This is a genomic window from Streptomyces pyxinicus (assembly GCF_024753135.1).
Taxonomy (GTDB): Bacteria; Actinomycetota; Actinomycetes; order Streptomycetales; family Streptomycetaceae; genus Streptomyces; species Streptomyces pyxinicus.
In genome coordinates this window covers 17,915-37,686 of the sequence record NZ_JANUGP010000045.1, presented here as the reverse complement: position 1 = coordinate 37,686, position 19,772 = coordinate 17,915, and the positions used below count along the sequence as shown (strand labels likewise).

At 73.0% G+C, this 19,772-nt stretch carries 15 protein-coding genes; 6 read left to right on the top strand and 9 right to left on the bottom strand.

Annotated elements, in window-relative coordinates; genetic code table 11:
- The first annotated feature begins 46 nt into the window (after positions 1–46).
- A complete protein-coding gene (locus NX794_RS33795) occupies positions 47–526 on the top strand; it encodes a universal stress protein (protein ID WP_258783506.1) in 480 nt (159 codons plus the stop codon).
- On the opposite strand, the gene NX794_RS33790 is transcribed toward NX794_RS33795, so the two are convergent.
- Positions 462–1,703 (bottom strand): MFS transporter, encoded by a 1,242-nt coding sequence (locus NX794_RS33790; RefSeq protein WP_258783505.1) that lies wholly within the window; start codon positions 1,701–1,703, stop codon positions 462–464. The genes NX794_RS33795 and NX794_RS33790 overlap by 65 nt on opposite strands.
- A 224-nt stretch (positions 1,704–1,927) precedes the next feature.
- Between NX794_RS33790 and NX794_RS33785 the strand changes: the two genes are divergently transcribed.
- Complete coding sequence (locus NX794_RS33785) at positions 1,928–3,352, top strand: amino acid permease (protein WP_258783504.1); 1,425 nt, start codon at positions 1,928–1,930, stop codon at positions 3,350–3,352.
- Here NX794_RS33785 and NX794_RS33780 read toward each other — a convergent pair whose 3' ends face one another.
- The gene (locus NX794_RS33780) at positions 3,353–4,501 is read right to left on the bottom strand and encodes a CapA family protein (protein ID WP_258783503.1); all 1,149 of its coding nucleotides are present in this window, start codon (positions 4,499–4,501) and stop codon (positions 3,353–3,355) included. It abuts the gene before it with no gap.
- 218 nt (positions 4,502–4,719) lie between these two features.
- Between NX794_RS33780 and NX794_RS33775 the strand changes: the two genes are divergently transcribed.
- The 3 genes from NX794_RS33775 (at position 4,720) to NX794_RS33765 (ending at position 6,782) form a co-directional block, all read left to right on the top strand.
- Positions 4,720–5,289 carry a sigma-70 family RNA polymerase sigma factor gene (locus NX794_RS33775; protein WP_258783502.1) on the top strand — a complete coding sequence of 190 codons (570 nt, stop codon included), beginning with the start codon at positions 4,720–4,722 and terminating at the stop codon, positions 5,287–5,289.
- Positions 5,290–5,431: 142 nt separating this feature from the next.
- Complete coding sequence (locus NX794_RS33770) at positions 5,432–5,944, top strand: hypothetical protein (RefSeq protein ID WP_258783501.1); 513 nt, start codon at positions 5,432–5,434, stop codon at positions 5,942–5,944.
- Between the two features lie 175 nt (positions 5,945–6,119).
- Entirely contained in the window at positions 6,120–6,782 is a 663-nt protein-coding gene (locus tag NX794_RS33765; RefSeq protein ID WP_258783500.1) for a zf-HC2 domain-containing protein, read from the top strand.
- A gap of 6 nt (positions 6,783–6,788) precedes the next feature.
- Here NX794_RS33765 and NX794_RS33760 read toward each other — a convergent pair whose 3' ends face one another.
- Positions 6,789–7,652, bottom strand: a complete 864-nt coding sequence (locus tag NX794_RS33760) for an Fpg/Nei family DNA glycosylase (RefSeq protein WP_258783499.1) — start codon at positions 7,650–7,652, stop codon at positions 6,789–6,791.
- A gap of 58 nt (positions 7,653–7,710) precedes the next feature.
- On the bottom strand, positions 7,711–9,777 hold the full coding sequence (locus NX794_RS33755; RefSeq protein WP_258783498.1) for a SpoIIE family protein phosphatase: 2,067 nt from the start codon (positions 9,775–9,777) through the stop codon (positions 7,711–7,713).
- A 159-nt stretch (positions 9,778–9,936) separates the two neighbouring features.
- On the opposite strand from NX794_RS33755, the gene NX794_RS33750 reads away from it, so the two are divergent.
- Entirely contained in the window at positions 9,937–11,358 is a 1,422-nt protein-coding gene (locus NX794_RS33750; RefSeq protein WP_258783497.1) for a lipase maturation factor family protein, read from the top strand.
- A gap of 161 nt (positions 11,359–11,519) precedes the next feature.
- Here the strand turns inward: NX794_RS33750 and NX794_RS33745 are convergent, their stop codons facing one another.
- The 5 genes from NX794_RS33745 to NX794_RS33725 form a co-directional block, all read right to left on the bottom strand.
- Positions 11,520–14,540 (bottom strand): alpha-mannosidase, encoded by a 3,021-nt coding sequence (locus tag NX794_RS33745; RefSeq protein WP_258783496.1) that lies wholly within the window; start codon positions 14,538–14,540, stop codon positions 11,520–11,522.
- Positions 14,541–14,608: 68 nt separating this feature from the next.
- Entirely contained in the window at positions 14,609–16,681 is a 2,073-nt protein-coding gene (locus tag NX794_RS33740; RefSeq protein WP_258783495.1) for an endo-beta-N-acetylglucosaminidase, read from the bottom strand.
- Positions 16,678–17,934, bottom strand: a complete 1,257-nt coding sequence (locus tag NX794_RS33735; protein ID WP_258783494.1) for a glycoside hydrolase 5 family protein — start codon at positions 17,932–17,934, stop codon at positions 16,678–16,680. Before NX794_RS33735 ends, NX794_RS33740 begins: the two co-directional genes overlap by 4 nt.
- A gap of 30 nt (positions 17,935–17,964) precedes the next feature.
- A complete protein-coding gene (locus NX794_RS33730) occupies positions 17,965–18,876 on the bottom strand; it encodes a carbohydrate ABC transporter permease (RefSeq protein ID WP_428986012.1) in 912 nt (303 codons plus the stop codon).
- Positions 18,873–19,769: a carbohydrate ABC transporter permease gene (locus tag NX794_RS33725; RefSeq protein ID WP_258783493.1), complete on the bottom strand. Its 897-nt coding sequence runs from the start codon at positions 19,767–19,769 to the stop codon at positions 18,873–18,875. The genes NX794_RS33730 and NX794_RS33725 overlap by 4 nt, the downstream gene beginning before the upstream one ends.
- Positions 19,770–19,772: the final 3 nt, after the last annotated feature.

The following is a 19,772-nucleotide window of genomic DNA, read 5'->3' as shown; positions in this document are numbered from 1 at the left end:
GGCCCCGGGGCTCGGCTGGAACGGCGGCTTCCGATAGCCTCACGGCGTGACGGAACAGCACGAACAGCACGAGGAACACGCGCACCGGTTCGAGCGCGGGACGGACGGCCCCAAGGTCGTCCTGGTCGGGGTGGACGGCTCCGAGTCCTCGCTGCGGGCCGCCGCCTACGCGGCCGGTCTGGCCCGGCGCCAGCACGCGCTGCTGGCCGTGGTGTACGTGCAGCCCGTGCTCGCGGCCGGGGCGGCGCTCGGGGCGCCGGTGGCGGAGACCACCGACGAGATCGCCGAGGACCTGATCTCCTACATCCGGGAGTCGGCCGAACGGCTCAAGGGGATATTCGAGGTGCGCTGGGAGTTCCACACCTTCCGCGGCGACCCCTACAACGGACTGGTGAAGGCGGCCGACGAACTCACGGCGGACGCGGTGGTGGTGGGCGCCTCGGAGCAGGCCGGGCACCGGATCATCGGCTCGGTGGCGGTGCGGCTGGTGAAGGCGGGGCGCTGGCCCGTGACGGTCGTCCCGTAGGCCGCCACAACAGCAGCGAGGTGGCCGGCAGCAGGACGCCGGCCAGGGCGATGGCGGTGCGCGGGCCGAGGAGGGCGCCGAGCAGGCCCCACAAGGCGGTCGTGGCGGCGGTGACGAGCTTGCCGGTGACGGACCAGGCGGCGAGGGTACGGGCCACCCGGTCGCCCGGCGTCAGTTCGAGCCGCTGGGCGGCGAAGACCGGGGTGAACACGGCGGCGCTGGTGATCAGCCCCAGTTCGACCGCCATCACCAGCAGCAGGCCGGGCACGCCGGGGCGGACGAAGGCCAGCCCGACCGGCCAGCAGGCGCGCAGGGCCCCGGCGACCAGCAGCACCCGGCGCCTGCCGTACCGGTCGGCGAGCGGGCGGGCCAGCCGGGAGCCGGCGAGGCCGCCCAGGCAGGGCACGGCGAAGGCGAGGCCGTACTGCCAGGGGGTGAAGCCGAGGGGGCCGAGCATGAGGACCGCGAGCAGCGGCGCGGAGGCCATGATCAGGGCGTTGACCAGGACCTGGTTGAGGAACAGCGGGCGCAGGGCGGGGCTGGTGAGGATGTGCCGCCAGCCGTCGAGGAGGTCGCCGGCGCGGGGCGCGGTGGTGCGGGCGGGGCGGGGTTCGCCGCGGCCGAGGGCGCGGATGCCGAGGGCGGACAGCAGATAGCTGACGGCGTCGGCGGTGACCGTGGCCACCGCTCCGAACAGGCCGACGGCGACACCGCCGAGGGGCGGTCCGAGGGCGGTGGCGGTCCAGGTGGTGGCCTCGAACCTGCTGGTGGCGGTGAGCAGATGCGCCGGCGGCAGCAGGGTCTTGAGGTGGGCGCCGGAGGCGGCGGTGAAGGCGATGTCGGCCGCGGCGACCACCACGGACACGGCCAGCAGCTGCCCGAAGCCGAGCGCGCCGAGGGCGTGGGCGGCGGGGAGGGTGAGCAGGGCCGCGCAGCGCACCAGGTCGGCGGTGATCATCACGGGCCGTTTGCGGCGGAACTCCATCCAGGGCCCGAGCGGTACGGCGGCCAGGGCGCCGGCGGCCACACCGGCGGAGGAGAGCAGGGCGACCTCGCCCGCTCCGGCGTGCAGGACGAGGACGGCGACCAGCTGGAAGGCGTCGATGGCGAGCCAGGTGCCGACGGCGCTGATCCCGTATGCGGCCCACAGCCACCCGAACTGCCGCCCCAGCTTCATGCACAACCTCCCGTTGTCCCGGGACATCAAAGCCACTGGACGTGCTGCTGATCAAACAACTGGAGGGAGGGGCATCACAACCATGGGTTGTGAGGTGGGCAGGCCACACGGCGTGCGCACCCCGGCAGCCGTCCCGGGCCGTGCGTGGCGTCTTCCGTCCGGGGCGCCCCTGGGACATCATGATCCGCCGTCAGCCGTTTGCCGTCGGCGAAGAGGTGAGGCGCATGGCCAGGCTCCGTATGGGCGAGGGGATTCTCCGCCGCAAACCCATCGAGCACATCGAGGAGACCGAGGTCGGTGAGGGCGGTGGCCTGGCGAAATCGCTGGGGCTGTGGCAGCTGACCGCCATCGGTGTGGGCGGCATCATCGGCGCGGGCATCTTCACGCTGGCCGGCACGGTGGCCAACGGCACCGCCGGGCCCGCGGTGCTGGTCTCCTTCCTGATCGCCGGTGTGGCGAGCGCCTGCGCGGCCCTGTCGTACGCCGAGTTCGCGGGGCTGATCCCGAAGGCGGGCTCGGCCTACACCTACGGGTACGCGGTGCTCGGCGAGTTCGCGGGCTGGTTCATCGGCTGGGACCTGCTGCTGGAGTACACCGCGATCGTGGCGGTGGTGGCCATCGGCATCTCGGGCTACTTCAGCTTCCTGGTCGAGGAGATGGGCGCGGACCTGCCGTCCTGGATGCTGGGCGCGCCCGGCACCGGCGGCGGGCACCGGGTCGACCTGTTCGCGGCCGTGCTGTGTCTGCTGATCGCCTGGCTGCTGAACCTGGGCATCCGCAGCGCGGCCCGCTTCGAGACGGTCGTGGTCGTCCTGAAGGTGCTGGTGGTGCTACTGGTGATCGGGGTGGGCGTGTTCCACATCAACTCCGGGAACTACCACCCGTTCTTCCCGTTCGGCGTGAGCGGGGCCTTCACCGGTGCGGCGACGGTGTTCTTCGCGGTGTTCGGCTACGACGCGATGTCGACGGCGGCCGAGGAGTCCCGGGACGCGCAGCGGCACATGCCGAAGGCGATCATCTACTCGCTGGTGATCTCGATGGTGCTGTACGTGGCGGCCTGTCTGGTGCTGACCGGCATGCAGAACTACAAGGACATCGATCCGGAGAGCGGCTTCTCGACGGCGTTCAAGTCGGTGGGCCTGAGCGGCCTGGCGGACGTGATCGCGGTGGGCGCCATCATCGGCATCCTCACGGTGATGTTCACGTTCATGCTGGGTGTGACCCGGGTGTGGTTCTCGATGTCCCGGGACGGTCTGCTGCCCACCTGGTTCGCCAAGACGCACCCCACCCGGCACGTGCCGACCCGGGTCACCTGGATCGTCGGGGCGGCCTCGGCCGCCATCGCCGGGTTCGTGCCGATCGGCGAGGCGGCCGAGCTGACCAACATCGGGATCCTGCTGGCGTTCGTGGTGGTGTGCGCGGCGGTGATCGTGCTGCGTTATCGGCGACCCGATCTGCCGCGCACCTTCCGCACGCCGGGGATGCCGTTCGTGCCGGCGCTGGGCGTGCTCTTCTCGATCTGGCTGATCACGTTCCTGCAGTGGCAGACGTGGGTGCGGTTCGCGATCTGGTTCGTGATCGGCTGCGTGGTCTACTTCGGCTACTCCTACCGGCGTTCGGCACTGGCCGGACAGCCGCCGGCCGAGTGATCAGCCGCCCATCGCCAGGCCGTCGGCCGCCGCCCCGCGGCTGAGGACCACGTCCTTGATCCGGTCGCGTACGCCGTCGAGGTCGGCGCCCTGGCCGATCGCCCGGTTGACGTCGAGGACCCGGCCGGCGTCGAGGTCGTACCACTGCGGGAGGAACTCGGCCTTGGTGACCTGCCAGCGGGCGCCGGGCCGGGCGGGCGGGGCGAAGGTGAAGCGGGCGAGGGTGGACTCGTTGCCGCGCCGGTCCTGGACGCCCTGGTCGTTGAACATCTCGCCGGCGATCTGGTCGCCCATGCCGTAGACCACCCAGGTGCCGTTGACCTTCTCGTAGGCCTGTGGGACGTGGGCGTGGGTGCCGAGGATCAGGTCGATGTCCGGGCGGCCGCCGGTCGCGGCGGAGGTGAGCCGCCGGGCGAGGTCGAGCTGGAGCTGGTCGGGCGCCTCCTGCCACTCGGTGCCCCAGTGCACGGAGATCACGACGACGTCGGCACCGGCCCGGCGGGCGGCGCGGGCGTCGGCGAGCATCCGGCCGGTGTCGGTCAGGTTGACGGCCCAGGGCTGCCCGGCCGGCGGCGCGATGCCGTTGGTGCCGAAGGTGTAGGCGAGGTGCGCGACCTTGGCGGAACCCGCCTCGTGCAGGGTGACGGAGCGGGCCTCGGCCGCGCTGCGGGCGGTGCCGGCGTGTTTGAGTCCGGCCACGTCCATGGCGTCGAGGGTGTGGGCGATGCCCTGGGCGCCGTCGTCCAGGGCGTGGTTGGAGGCGGTGGAGCAGCCGTCGTACCCGGTCGCGGTGAGGGCCTGGGCGATCTGCGGCGGCGACTTGAACTTCGGGTAGCCGGAGTAGTCGCCGTCGGCGCCGTAGACGGTCTCCATGTGACACAGCGCCAGGTCGGCGCCGGAGACGACGGGTTCGACGCCGGACAGCATGGGCCGGAAGTCGAAGCCGCTGCCGTTGGCGTCGAACGCGGCGTGGTCGACGACGGAGTTGTGCGGCAGGACGTCACCGGAGGCGACGAGGGTGAAGCCGCGGGCGGCCGAGGAGGCGGGCGCCGGGTGCTTGTCGTCCTGCCGCTCGTGGTTCTGGCAGGCGGCAGCGGCCGTGAGCACGGCGGTCACCGCCAGGGCCACCTGTTGTCTGCGTCCGATCATCAGCTCACCCCAAGCTCTTCGTATTTACAGACAAAGTTGTGACGGAGCATATGGGTAGGAACCCGGCTATCGGCGCAAACGACACCAGCGGTGTCGTCACCCCCTCCGATGGCGTGCACGGCCGTTGGTCCGACCGTTCACCGACGCGATCGACCGTCCGCCGCACGGCGGGTACGCGCCCCCTGTCCCCCGGCCGGCCGCTGCGCTGGCATACGGCCATGACGGCCGGAATCTCACCGATCCACGGGACGACCACCGCGCCCCACCGGGCGACGACCGCCGAGCACGAGCTGGCGGCCCTGCAACGCGAGCACGGCGGACCGCTCTTCGCGCTGCTGCTGCGACTGTGCGACGGGGACCGGCAGCGCGCCGAGGACCTGGCGCAGGAGACGCTGGTGCGCGCCTGGCAGCACCCCGAGGCGCTGCACGCCGACGCCTTCGAGTCCGTACGGCCCTGGCTGCTGACCGTCGCCCGGCGGCTCGCGATCGACGCCCGCCGGGCGCGGCGGGCCCGGCCGCCCGAGGTCGGCGACGCGGTTCCGGAGAACGCCCGGGTGACCGCGGACCACGCCGAACGGGCCGCCGCGGCGCTGGACGTCCGGAAGGCTGTGAAGACACTCACGCCCGAGCACCGTGACGTGCTGATACTCGTGTACTTCGTCGGGGCCAGTGTGGCGGAAGCGGCGCAGACCCTCGGCATCCCGCCGGGTACCGTGAAGTCGCGCGCGTACTACGCCCTGCGCGCCCTGCGCCGGGTTCTTCCGGGTTACGCCACCGACCTGCGGTGAAACGGAAGACTGGGTCAAGCCTCGGTAAAGCGCCTTGCTGCGGACCCCCTTCGGGCAATGGGCTGTCCTCATCCGCTTTCCGGGCGGCACGGGGTCCGGAGGCGGGCGACGCGCGCACGCACCGGAGGAAGGGCAGGAAGGGATGCCGCACAGAGGGCACGAGAGCACGGACGGCAGCACCGGCGACGACGCGCTGACCGTCCCCATGGCCTGGCTGTACGCCGAGTACATCGCCGACGAGTTGCTGCGCACCGGCGATCTGATGCCGCCGACGTCCTTCGAGTTCCGGGCCGGCCGGGACGCGCTGGCGCTGACCGTCTTCCTGTCCGACACCGACGGGGAGCTGTCCGGCATCCGGGTGATCTCCCAGCTGGAGAACTGGCTGTCGCTGACCGCCTACGACCAGCCGTGGCGGGACTGGGTGAGCGGGCGGATGGCCGAGCTGGCCGCCCGGGACACCGGTGCCGGCTCGCCGGACCTCGCGCTCGCCGCGCAGGCCTGGCGCTGGCTGGAGGAGACCGAGCTGCTGGCACCGGACCTGGACGCGGTGCCGGGCGGCGGCGCGGTGTTCGGCGAGGACGACGGGCCGAAGGTGTGGACCCCGGCCTGGCGGCTCGGCCTGCCCCTCGGACACCTGGCGATCCACCTCTTCTGAGCCACCCTTCCGGGGCTCTTCCGAGGCGTCCGGAATGCGTACCCATCCGCGTGCCGTACCGCTCCGAATCTCTTCGGTCACGATTCGGGGTGTGGCTTGAGTGATTCGGTGGTCCGCCGCGTACGGGTGGGAGCAAGGAGTAACCCCACCCCCACTCTTCGGCACGAGGATTCGCATGAGGTCCCTGGAAAGGCATCGCGACGTCGGCGCCTACGCGCTCGGCGTGCTGGACGAGGCGGCGGCGTTCCGCTTCGAGGACCACCTCATGGAGTGCCCCCGGTGCGCGGCGCAGGTGACCGAATTCGGGCCCGCCACCCGGCAGTTGATGCTGTACCGCCGGGCCACACCGCGCTTCGTGCACCCCATGGCACACCCCGGACCGCGATTGCTGGACCGGCTGCTCGGCGAGATCGCGCACCGCCGCCGGGCGCGCGGCCGGCGCCTTCGCTACGGCCTGGCCGCGTCCGTGGTGCTGGCGGTGGCCGGCCCCGGCCTGATGGCGTTCGCCGGCCACGGCCGGCCCGGCACAGCCGCCGCGCACGCCGTCGCGGCCACCGATCCCCGCACCGGCGTGTGGGCGCGTGTGACCTCCGAGGACGCCGACTGGGGCAGCGACCTGCGGCTGGAGGTGAAGGACGGCTCGGGCAGGCGGGTCTGCCGGCTCGTGGCGATCGGCCGGGACGGCACGGAACAGATCGTCGCCGGCTGGACCGACCCCGGTCCGGGCGCCGCCCCCACCACGACACTGGGCGCCGCCGGACTCCACCCCGACCAGATCGCCCGCTACGAGGTCCGCGCCGAGGACGGGCGGCCCCTGCTCACCCTCCGGGCCCCCTGAGGGTCCTCATTTCAGCAGCCGGGACAGCCGCCGGTCGGCGAGCGGCTTGCCGCCCGTCTGACAGGTGGGGCAGTACTGGAGGGAGGAGTCGCTGAAGGAGACCTCGCGGATGGTGTCGCCGCACACCGGACAGGGCTCGCCGGTGCGGCCGTGCACCCGCAGGCCGCTCTTCTTCTCCGCCTTCAGGCGTCCGGCGGCCACGCCCCGGGAGCGCTCGACCGCCTCGGTGAGGGTCGCCCGCAGCGCCGCGTAGAGGTGCCGGGTCTCCGCCGGGGTGAGGGAGGCGGCGAGCTTGAACGGGGACATCTTCGCGGCGTGCAGGATCTCGTCGCTGTACGCGTTGCCCACGCCCGCGATCAGCGACTGGTCGCGCAGCGCGCCCTTCAGCTGACGTCTCTCGTCCTTCAGCAGGGCGGCGAAGCGGGCCTCGTCGAAGTCGTCGGCGAGCGGGTCGGGACCGAGCCGGGCGACACCCGGGACCTGTGCCGGGTCGCGCACCACGTAGACCGCGAGGCGCTTCTGGGTGCCGGCCTCGGTGAGGTCGAAGCCCTCGCCGGTCTCCAGGGCGACGCGTAGCGCGAGCGGCCCCTTGCCCGGCTTGGGCGGGCCGTCCGGCAGCCGGTCCTTCCACTGGAGCCAGCCGGCCCGGGCCAGATGGGTGACCAGGTGCAGGCCGCCGTCCGTCGCCAGGTCCAGGAACTTGCCGTACCGCCCCACGGCCGTCACCTCGGCGCCCTCCAGGGCGGTGACGGGAGGGTCGTACGTCTTCAGCACGCTGATGGCGACGGGCAGCACCCGCGCCACCCGGCGGCCGACCAGGTGCTCGGTGAGGAAGTCCGTCAGCGCTTGGACCTCGGGCAGTTCCGGCATACGTCCAGAGTGCCATCCGGCACCGACAACGCCCCGCGCCCGGCGCGCGGCGGCGGCCTCAGGGCAGCTCGAACTCGCACCACACCGCCTTGCCGCCGCCGCGTGCCTCGACACCCCAGACGTCGGTGAGCAGCTCCACCAGCAGCAGCCCGCGGCCGGAGACGCCGTCCTCCCCGGCCTCACGGCGGCGCGGCAGGGCGCTGGAGGAGTCCGCGACCTCGACGCGCAGCCTGCGCTCGGGGGCGTCCAGGGCCCGCAGGGTCACGATCGCCGAGCCCTCGGTGTGCAGCAGCGCGTTGGTGATCAGCTCGTCGGCGACCAGCTCGACCTCGTCGGCGCGCTCGGCGGCGCCCCAGGAGTGGACGGCGGCACGGATCAGGTGCCGGGCGTGGGTGAGGGCCTCCGGGTCGCCGGGGGCCACGTGCTGCTGGAGCCGGCCGGCCGGCCGCCCGGCGCGTGGGGCGTGGCGGCGCAGCAGGAGCAGGGCCACGTCGTCGTCGCCGCCGCGGTCCTCCGCCATCCGGATCAGCCGGTCGGCGAGGGCCCGCACGTCGTCGGGGCCGTGCGCGATCAGCGTCTTCAGGCCGCGCATGCCGTCGTCCAGATCGGTGCCGGGCTGCTCGATCAGGCCGTCGGTGCACAGCAGCAGGATGTGGCCGGGGTCGAGTTCGAAGGTGGAGACGGGGTACTCCAGGCGGCCGAACTCGGCGGACAGCCCGAGCGGGAGGCCGCCCTCGACGTGGACCCGCCGGCAGGTGCCGTCGGCGTGCCGGAGCAGCGGGTCGAGGTGGCCGGCGCGGACCGCCTGGACGACGCCGGTGGCGAGGTCGGCCTCCGCGTACAGGCAGGTGGCGAAGCGGTCGGTGTCGAGTTCGTGCAGGAAGACGGAGGCGCGGGCCATCACGGTGGCCGGGGTGTGGCCCTCGGCGGCGTAGGCGCGCAGCACGATCCGCAGCTGGCCCATGACGGCGGCGGCGTGGGTGTCGTGGCCCTGGACGTCGCCGATGACCGCGCCGACCCGGCCGCCGGGCAGCGGGATCAGGTCGTACCAGTCGCCGCCGATGTCCCGGCCGAGCGCGGCGGAGCGGTAGCGGACGGCGACGTCGGCGCCGCGGACGCTCGGGATGGTGCGCGGCAGCATGGCCTGCTGAAGGCCCTCGGCGAGGTCCTTGTCCTGTTCGTAGAGCATGGCCCGCATCAGGCTCTGCCCGATGCTGCTGCCGAGGGCGACCAGGACGCCGCGTTCCTCGGCGGAGAAGCCGCGCCGGTCGTCGTAGAGCAGGCCCATGGCGCCGATCGGGCGGGCCTGGGCGATCAGTGGCAGGTAGGCGGCCGAGGTGATGTGCAGGTCCGTGAGGTGCGGCCAGAGGATCGGGTAGCGCGCGGCGAAGTCCTCCGGGGACTCGATGAACCGGGGTACGAGGGTGCGGACGACCTCGCTCATCGGGTACGGCTCGTCCGTGCGGGTGACGCGGGTGCCGGGCACGAAGCTGCCGGCCGGCCCCTCGGCGACCAGCCGGATGCGGCCCGCCTCCACCAGGCCCATCACCAGGCTGGTCGCGCCGAGGTGGCGGATGCCCTGGGTGTCCTTGAGCACGTCGATGACGTCCTGGACGGTGCGGGCGTGGGCGAGGGCGGCGGAGACCGCCTGGACGATGTCGGTCTGCTGGCGCAGCGCCTCGTCCTGGGCGTCCCGGAGTCCGCGGGTGGCGCTGTCGGCGAGTTCCCGGGTGGCGTCGCGGACGATGCCCACGACCCGGCGGGGGCGGCCGGACGCGTCGCGGCGGATGCAGCCCTGGGTGTGGGTCCAGCGGGGGGTGCCGTCGCGGCGGCGGATACGGAGGTAGGTGCCGTAGTTCTCGCTGCCGTCCTTGATGGCCTGGGCGATCACCGCGTCCAGCCGGGCCGCCTCCGGCGGGGGCACCCGCGCGGACAGGGACTCGGGGTGGCCGTCGAACTCCTCGGGGAGCAGGTCGAACACCTCGTACGCCCGGGGGTCCAGGTGCAGGAGGCCGGCGTCGAGGTCCCAGTCGAAGCTGCCCATGTGGTTGAGCGCGAGGATCGGGTCCGGGCGGGCGGGCCAGTCCTCCGGGAGTGACAGGGCGCTCGCTCCCCGATCAGCCATGGGGACACCTTGCCAGCATTCGCCCGATTAATCGAGTCGGTGAACCCGCGCTCCGCACCTCCGGCGCTACGGTGAGTGATCGATCGCCTTGACCCGCATCGCCCGGCGCCGACGGGCAACCCGGACGGGGTCCGGCCATGAGGAAGGGCGCGTATCGCCGTGGACTGGTTCACCGCACCCGACTACTGGCTGAGCCGGCTGGTGCTCCAGCGGGCTCTGGCCGCCGTGTACCTCGTCGCGTTCCTGTCGGCGGCGCTCCAGTTCCGGGCGCTGCTCGGCGAACGCGGCATGCTGCCGGTCCCGCGCTTCGTGGCGCGGGTGCCCTTCAGGCGCTCGCCGAGCCTGTTCCACGCCCACTACTCGGACCGGTTCTTCGCGGGCACGGCCTGGGCGGGCTGCGCGGTGTCGGCGGCGCTGCTCGCGGGGGCGGACGCGGCGCTGCCGCTGTGGGCCGGGATCGTGCTGTGGCTGGTGCCCTGGGCGCTGTACCTGTCGATCGTGAACGTGGGCCAGACGTGGTACGCCTTCGGCTGGGAGTCGCTGCTGCTGGAGACCGGGTTCCTCGCGGCGTTCCTCGGCAACGACGAGGTGGCGCCGCCGGTGGTGGTGCTGTTCCTGTTGCGCTGGATCCTGTTCCGCGTCGAGTTCGGCGCCGGTCTGATCAAGCTGCGCGGTGACGCCTGCTGGCGGGAGCTGACCTGCCTGTACTACCACCACGAGACGCAGCCGATGCCGGGCCCGCTGAGCCGGTTCTTCCACCACCTGCCGAAGCCGCTGCACAAGGCCGAGGTGGCCGCCAACCACGTCACACAACTGGTCGTGCCCTTCCTGCTGTTCACACCGCAGCCCGTCGCGTCGGCCGCCGCCGCGCTGATGATCGTCACCCAGTTGTGGCTGGTGCTCTCCGGCAACTTCGCCTGGCTGAACTGGATCACCATCGTGCTGGCCGTGTCCGCGCTCCGCGTCCCGGGCGGCGCGCCGGATGTCGCCCCGGCACCGCTGTGGTACGAGGTCCTCGTCCTGGCGGTGGCCGCGGGGCTGCTGTTCCTGAGCCGTCAGCCGGTGCGGAACATGGTCTCCCGCCGCCAGGTGATGAACCGCTCCTTCGACCCGCTGCACCTGGTCAACACCTACGGCGCGTTCGGCAGCGTCAGCCGGGTGCGGCACGAGGTGATCATCGAGGGCACCCTGGACGACGCGCCTCGGGAGGACGCGGAGTGGCGGGAGTACGAGTTCCGGGGCAAGCCGGGCGATCTCCGGTACCGGCCGCGCCAGTTCGCGCCCTACCATCTGCGGCTGGACTGGCTGATGTGGTTCGCCGCGCTGTCGCCCGGGTACGCCGGGGACTGGTTCGGCGGACTGGTGGAGCGGCTGCTGGAGAACGACCGCGACACCCTGCGCCTCCTGCGCCGCTCCCCCTTCCCGCCGGACACCCCGCCCCGCTTCGTGCGCGCCCGGCTCTTCCGCTACCGGTACACCAGCCGACGGGAACTGCGCGAGACGGGCGCGCACTGGGACCGCACGTTCGTGCGCGAGTACCTGCCCCCGACGCGACTGACCGGGGTGGCGCAGGGGTCGTAGACCTCACGCGGGGCTGTCTTCTCCGGTCAGCAGGCCGGTGCCTCGCAGCTCCTGCCGGAACGCCTCCGGTACGGGTGTCTCCCACTGGTCGAACACCCGCGCGGCCGAGCCGGCTCGTGGCGTCGCGCCTGGTGCCCCCTCCCTCCGTGTTCCGGGACCGGTCAGGCCCGGCGCAGCCGCAGTGTCGTCAGCTCGAAGGGGCGCAGCCGTAGGGTGATGCGGTCGCCGTCGCGGGCCGGTGGCTCGGTGTCGGCGAGGGGCCGTTCCAGCAGGTCCGTCGGGGTGACGTCCGCGATCTCGAAGCCCGCCGTGAGGGTGGCGCGGGCCCGGCCGCCGTGGGCCTCGTGGCAGCGGACCACCACGTCGCCGCTGCCGTCGTCGGCGAGCTTCACCGCCGTGACCACCACCGCGTCGTCGTCCACGGTGACCAGCGGGGCCACCGCGCCGGCGCCGGTGGTGCGGCGCTCGGGCAGGTTGATCCGCCAGCCCTCGGTGACCGCGTCGGCGATCGTGCCTCCCGGCACCAGGGCGTGCCGGAACCGGTGGACGCCCTGGTCGGTCTCGGGGTCGGGGAAGCGCGGGGCGCGCAGCAGGGAGACGCGGACCGTGGTGGTCGTGCCCCGGTCGCCGTCGTGGCGGACGGTGCGGGTCACGTCGTGGCCGTACGTCGAGTCGTTGACGACGGCGACGCCCCAGCCGGGCTCCGACAGGTGGACGAAGCGGTGGTTGCAGGCCTCGAACTTGGCCGCCTCCCAGGAGGTGTTGGTGTGCGTGGGCCGGTAGGCGTGCCCGAACTGCGTCTCGGACGCGTACCGTTCGGCGTGCAGGTCGAGCGGGAAGGCGAGCTTGAGGAACTTCTCCGTCTCGTGCCAGTCCACCTCGGTGTCGATGAGCAGCCGCCGCTCCCCCGGCGGCAGCGTCAGCACCTGGGTGACCCGGGAGTCGCCGAAGGAGCGCGTGATCCGCACCGAGGCCCCGTCCTCGCCGGCCGTGACCTCGTCGGTGTCGGTGAGTTCGGTGACGGTGTTGCGGTAGAAGGAGTCGACGTCCCAGGCGTCCCACATGTTCGGGAAGTCCGGGTGGAGCTGGAGCAGGTTGGCGGCCGTGCCGGGGGCGATGGTCTCGCGGTCGGCGGCGGGGTCGTAGGCGGAGACGACCAGGCCCCGGGTGTCGACGGTGATCCGCAGCAGGCCGTTGTCGAGGATGTGGCCGCCGTCCGGGGCGGGGGTCAGGCGCGTACCCTCGGGCACCTCTGCCCCGGCGGCCCCACCCGCCGGGACGCCGTGCCGGTCGTGCGGTGCCCCGTTGAAGACGAGCGGGGTCGTGCCCTCGCCGGCCAGCGCCCGCTGGGCGGCCTCGATGATGCCGGTCAGTTCGCCGGCCAGCCGCTCGTAGGTCGCCCGCGCCTCCCGGTGCACCCAGGCGATGGACGAGCCGGGCAGGATGTCGTGGAACTGGTGGAGCAGCACCGTCTTCCAGATCCGGTCCAACTCCTCGTAAGGATAGGGGAATTTGGTGCGGACCGCCGCCGTGGCCGCCCACAGCTCGGCCTCCCGCAGCAGGTGCTCGCTGCGCCGGTTGCCCTGCTTGGTCTTCGCCTGGCTGGTGAGGGTGGCGCGGTGCAGTTCGAGGTACAGCTCGCCCACCCAGACCGGCGGTTCGGGGTACTCGGCCTCGGCCTTCTCGAAGAAGGCGCGCGGGGTGTCCCAGGCGACGGTGGCCGAGCCCTCCAGGTCGCGCATCCGGGCCGCCTTGGCGACCATCTCGCGGGTGGTGCCGCCGCCCCCGTCACCCCAGCCGGTGGGCGCGAGGGAGTGCCGGGCGCGGCCCTTGTCCTTGAAGTTGCGGGCCGCGTGCGCGATCTCGCTGCCCTTCATGGAGCAGTTGTAGGTGTCGACGGGCGGGAAGTGCGTGAAGATCCGGGTGCCGTCGATGCCCTCCCAGTGGAAGGTGTGGTGCGGGAACGAGTTCGTCTGGGACCAGGAGATCTTCTGCGTCAGCAGCCACTTGGAGCCGGCCGCCTTGATGATCTGCGGCAGGCCCGCCGCGAACCCGAAGGTGTCGGGCAGCCAGGCCTCCTCGTTCTCGACGCCGAACTCGTCGAGGAAGAACCGTTTCCCGTGCACGAACTGCCGGGCCATCGCCTCCGAGCCGGGCATGTTGGTGTCCGACTCCACCCACATCCCGCCGGCCGGCACGAACCGCCCCTCCGCGACCGCCTTCTTCACCCGCGCCCACACCTCGGGCCGGTGGTCGCGCACCCAGGCCCACTGCTGCGCCTGGGACATGGCGAAGACGAACTCCGGCTCGTCCTCCAGGAGCGCGGTCATGTTGGACGTCGTACGGGCCACCTTGCGCACCGTCTCGCGCAGCGGCCACAGCCACGCGGAGTCGATGTGCGCGTGGCCGACGGCGGTGATCCGGTGCGCGGACGGCACCGCGGGCGCCGCCAGCACGGCGGTGAGCTGCTCCCGGGCGCGGGCGGCGGTGCCGCCCACGTCCTGGAGGTCGACGGCGTCCAGCGCCCGTTCGACGGCGCGCAGGATGTCGTGGCGGCGCGCGGAGTCGGCGGGCAGTTCCGCCATCAGCTCGCCGAGCGCCTCCAGGTCGATCACCAGCTGCCACACGGTCTCGTCGAAGACGGCGAGGTCCATGCGGGTGAGCGTGTACTGCGGCTCGTGTCCGGCGGTGTCCTGGTCGCCGAGCCGGGTGGGGAGGAAGGGGTGGTAGTCGAGGATGACCGGGTTGGAGGCCGCCTCGATGTGCAGGCGCACCTCCTCGCCGCCCTCGACCGGCGCACCGATCCGCACCCACTGGTTGCGCGGGTTGAGGCCCTTCACCGGGGTGCCGTCGGGCCGGTAGACCAGGCCCTCGCACTGGAAGCCGGGCATGTTCTCGTCGAAGCCTAGGTCGAGCAGGGCCTCCACGGTCCGCCCGGCCCAGGCCTCGGGGACGGTCCCGGTCACCCGGAACCAGCTGGTGCCCCAGGGAGCACCCCAGCGGGCGCCCACCTCGATCGGCTCGGGCTCGGCGGCGAGTCCCTCCGCGACCGGTACCGGCTCGCCGGGGGCGTGCCAGACCGCTACCCGCAGCGGGACGGTCTCGGGGTACACGGCGGGACGGACGCGTTCGTCGAGGACGCGCCTGAGGCGGGCTTCCACCAGAGTGCGGTCGTCATGCATGCGGGGTGCTCCTGCGGGTCACGGGGTCTGCCGGGGGTGCTGCTCGGGGTGGGTCGACAGGGGTCGGGCTACCAGGGGTGGGTGATGGTCGCGGCTGTGGAGGCGTTGTACAGCTCCCCCACCGCGCGCACTTCGAACCGTGCCGCCGTCTCCCCCTGCTCGGCGTGCTGGCCGGTGAGGAACCAGGCGCGCTGGCCGGTGGCGCCGAGGAAGCGGCGGGTGCCGTCGGGGAGGCGGCGGTGCACGGTGTAGTGGCGGACCGGGCCGGGCGCGGCGGTCCAGGCGAGGCGGAGGTCGCCGCCGCTCGCCGCGGTGACCCGGGCGCCGGTGGGGGCGGCCGGGGTGGTGACCGCGTCGTGGACGGCGAGGCCGCCCAGCCGCCAGCGCACCGGGCCGCCGCCGACGGCGGTGAGCCGGACGCCGAGGGCACGAAGGGTGTGGGGGCCGGTGCCGGACAGCCCGGTGAGTGGGATCGTCGCCGTCTGCCAGCCGTTGACCGACTGCACACGCACACCGGGCGCACCCCGCTTCCCGCCGACACCGCCGGGGACCGGGTTCACCGGCAGGTATGTGTACGGCGGTGCCGCCCCCGCCCCGGCGGGTTCCGCCGTCGCCACCGCCAGCTCGGCGTTCACGGCCCCGGCATCGGTCCGGAAGGTCAGCTCGGCGACCGAGTTCACACCGATCGGCAGCCGTGTCGCGTACAGGTCCAGCACCACGGGTTGACCGAGTGCACCGTCCACCAGCACGCTGCTGCCGCCCCGCCAGGCGTCGGCGAAGTCGAAGGCGACCGTCGGCCGCTCCCCCGCCGTGCGCACCACCCACCGCCGCGAGGGCAGCCGGTCCTGCACCCCGAGGTGGTTCCACGGCACGTCCGAGACGACCGCGCCCTCCTCGTACCAGCGCAGCCCGTGCCCGGTGTTGAACACGCTGGCGAACGGCAGCGCGGAGACCGTCGAGCGGTCGGCCACCGACACGGCCGGCGCCCGCCAGGGGTCGCCCGCGTCCGGCCGGGACGGGTCGAGGGAGCGCCCGGTCCAGAACCGGTCGTCGGCCGCGTGGAAGTCGGCGGGGGCGCGCTGGTCTGCGGGCAGGTGGTTGCGGGTCCACTCGGGCCGGTAGAGGCCGATCGAGGCGATGTGCGGCTTGCCGGACGGCACGATCGCGTCCCAGTTCACGGAGGAGTCCGAGCCGTTCGACTCGACGTCGACACCGGCCCACAGCTGGTACCGGCCGCGGCCGAGCTGGTCGGCCTTGGTGCCGGAGGCGGCCAGGGTGGAGGCGCTCCACCGGAAGTCCACGAACATGTCGTCGGCGGCCTGGAAGAAGGCCTGGTTCTGGCTGTTCAGCGCGCCCTGCCAGCTGACCGTGCCGTTCACGGTCATGGCGTCGTACCAGGTGACCCGTTGGCCCCTGGCCGCCGCGAGCGACTTCAGCTCCTGGACGAAGCCGAGCATGGCGGTGCCGAGCGCGGTGTTGCCGCCGCCGGTCTCGGCGTTCACGAACCAGCCGTCGAAGCCGTACGCCGCGGCCACCGCGACGAGCTGGGCGGCGAGCGGGTAGTGCCCGGAGGCGTCCTTCCGCACCAGGTCGCGGGTCCACTGGAGCTGCCCGCCGTAGGCGGTGGGCGGCAGGAAGATGTTGCCGAGGACGGGGACGCCGTGCCGGTGGGCCGCGTCCACGACCGGCGCGTTGGGCGCGAGGATCAGGCCCTCGCCGGACGAGCCGCCCCAGAAGACCAGTTCGTCCACGTAGGCCCAGTGGGTGAGCGCGTAGGAGTCGGCGGTGGCCGAGCCCTGGGAGGGGTTGGCGGAGGTGGGCCCGAAGGAGACCAGCGCCTGGACGCGGGCCTGCCCGGAGCGGGCGGTGGTGTTGGCCGGCGTCGGGGTGAAGCGGGGGGCGAGCGGCACGGACGCGGCGTTGAAGGCGAGGTCGGGGTCGTCGGCCGCGCGCCAGGCCTTGAGGCTGCGCCAGGTGATGCCGGGGCCGGGGCTGCCGGCGGGCAGCGAGTCCGGGTACCAGTAGGCGGCGTACGGCGGGGTCGCGGCGCCGGCGCGTGGGGTCGCCGCCGCGGCGGGCAGGGCGGGGGTGAGGGCGGCGGCGCCGGCGGCGAGCAGGACGGTGCGTCTGGTGGGTTTCACGAGCGGGTGCCTCCGGGTGGGGTGGGGAGTACCTGGTCGGGAGTGACGGTCTCGGTGATGCCGCGCGCGGCGAGGTGGTCCTTGTCGTCGGCGCGGGTGTCGAGGACGGTGGTGGGGCGGGCGCCGTCGGCGACGAGCCGGAAGAAGGCGTCGAAGACGGGGCCGCCGGGGGCGCAGCGCGAGCGCCGGCCGGGGTCGGCGGGCACGACGAGGGCGGTGGCGCGGACGGCCGGTGCGCGCCGCGGCCGGCGGGCCGCGGCGGCGAGGGTGCGGGCCAGGTCCTTCGGCCGGCGGTCGCTGGTGAACAGGCCGAGGGAGTATTCCAGTTCGGGGAAGTCGGCGAGGTCGCGCGAGACGTCGTAGGAGCACCACCAGGTGACGCCCCACAGGTCGGGGCAGTCGAGGACGTGGGCGACGGTGGCCTCGGTGAAGCGGGCCGCGTGCTCGGCGGGGACGAGGGGCGCGGGCGCGCCGACCTCCTGGAGCCACACCGGCCGGTGCGGGTCGTCGGCCCAGGCCTTGCTCAGCTCGACCAGGTAGGCGGCGTGGTGCTCGGCGGGCACGGAGTCCCGGCCGTGCCGCTGGGCGGTGCCGTTGAAGACCCAGGAGTGTACGGCGGTGAGGTCGCCGAGCCGGGCGGAGTGGCCGGGGGTGAAGGGCTGGTCGTCCTGGTACCAGGCGGCGTCATAGGAGGCGTGCAGGTGCGGCCGGCCGGGGGCGCCCTCGGCGCAGGCGGCCAGCATCCGCACCAGCCACCGTTCGGCCTCCCCGGGGGTGATCCGGTCGGGGTCGGGGTGGGGGGCGGCGGCGAACTGGTTGACCTCGTTGCCGACGGTCATGCCGAGGAAGTTGGGCCGGTCGGCGAGGGCGGCGGCGAGGGTGCGCAGGTAGGCGGCCTCGCCGTCGACGACGTCCGGGTCGGTGAACAGGCTCCGCCGGTGCCAGGTGCGGGTCCAGGCGGGCAGGAAGTCGAAGCTGCTCAAGTGCCCTTGCAGTCCGTCCACGTTGACGTCGAGGCCGCGTTCGGCGGCGGCGTCCGCGAGGGCCACGAGCTGGTCGACGGCGCGCGGGCGGATCAGGGCGCGGTCGGGCTGGAAGTAGGGCCACAGCGGGAAGACCCGGATGTGGTCGAGGCCGAGCGCGGCGATGGCGTCGAGGTCGGCGCGCACGGAGTCGAGGTCGAAGTCGAGCCAGTGGTGGAACCACCCTTCGCTGGGTGTGTAGTTGACGCCGAAGCGCACGGCAGCAGGCATGGAGGTCCTTGCGGAGGCGGTGGACGTGGGTCAGCCCTTGACGGCGCCCTCGCCGACGCCGCGGAAGAAGTACCGCTGGAGGCAGGCGAAGAGGGCGATGAGCGGCGCGACGGCGATCACGGTGCCGGCGGCGACGAGCCGTTCGTCGTTGGCGAAGGTGCCGTGCAGGTAGTTCAGGCCGATGGTCAGGGTGAACTTGGAGGGGTCGCTGAGCACGATGAGCGGCCACAGGAAGTCGTCCCAGGCGCCCATGAAGGCGAAGATCGCGACGACGGCGAGAGTGCCCTTCACCGAGGGCAGGGCGATGCGCCGGAACCGCTGCCAGACGTTGGCGCCGTCCACGTAGGCGGCCTCCTCGATCTCGTAGGGCAGGTTGCGGAAGGCGTTGCGCATCAGCAGGACGTTCATCGCGCCGATCGCGCCCGGGAGCACGACGCCGATCAGGGTGTTGTTCAGGCCGAGTTCGCGCATGGTGGTGAACTGGGCGATGACGATGCCCTCGACGGGCACGAGCATCGCCAGCACGAAGACGAGCGTGGTCGCGCCCCGGCCGCGGTAGCGGAGCCGGGCGAGGGCGTAGCCGGCGAGGGCCGAGCCGACGCAGTTGGTGACGACGTTGGCGGCGGCGACCTTCAGGGAGTTCAGGGCGTAGTCCCAGACCGGGATGGTGTCGGCGACCCGGGTGTAGTTGTGCAGGGTGGGGTGACCGGGCAGGAAGCTCGGCGGGGAGCTGTAGATGTCCTCGGTCGGCCCCTTCAGGGAGGTGGAGAGCTGCCAGAGGAACGGGCCGACGGTGAGGGCGAGCACGGCGAGCAGCAGCACGTAGCGCCAGAGGAGTTCGCCGACGTGGACACGGCGGCCGTGCTGGTCGGTGAGGCGGCGCTCGCGGGCCCGGTCGGCCGGGTCGGCGGGTTCGGTGCGGACCTTCTCCAGGACGCTCACGCCTCCTCCTTCCGGTCGGCGCGCAGCACGAGCAGCATCAGGGCGACGGTGACGACGAAGACGACCACCGAGAGGGCGGAGGCGTAGCCGACGCGGCCGGTGAGTCCGGTACCGGTGCGCTGGACGAGCATGACGAGGGTGGTGTCCTCCCCGGCCGGGCCGCCGCTGGGCCCGGCCATCAGGTACACCTCGGAGAACACCTTGAAGGCGGCGACCGAGGAGAGCGCGGCGACCAGCACCATGGTGGAGCGGACGGCGGGGAGGGTGACGGAGAAGAAGCGGCGCACCGCCCCGGCGCCGTCCACGGCCGCGGCCTCGTGCAGTTCGCGCGGCACGTTCGCCAGCGCGGCGAGATAGATGATCATGTAGTAGCCGAGGCCCTTCCACACCGTGACGGCCATCGCGCTCAGCAGGAGCAGCCACTGGTCGCTGAGGAAGCCGACCCGGCCGATCCCGACGGTCTCCAACAGGGCGTTGACCAGGCCGCGTTCGTCCAGCAGCCACACCCAGATCAGTCCGACCACGACGATCGAGGCGACGACCGGGGTGTAGAAGGCGGAGCGGAAGAAGGTGATGCCGGGGATGTTCTTCTGCACCAGCAGGGCGAGCAGCAGCGGCAGCACGACGAGGGCGGGCACGACGCAGAGGACGTACAGGGTGCTGTTGCGCAGCCCGGTCCAGAACATGTCGTCGTGGAGCAGCTCGCGGAAGTTGGCGAGGCCCACGAAGTGGCCCGGCAGCAGCGTGCGGCGGTCGGTGAAGGAGTTCACCAGGGTGGAGACGAACGGGTAGAGCACGAAGGCGCCGGTGACGAGCAGCCCGGGTGCGGCGAACAGCCAGGGGCTGGTGCGCAGTTGGCGCCGTATCCGGGTGGCGGCGGTGGGAGTGGCCATGGC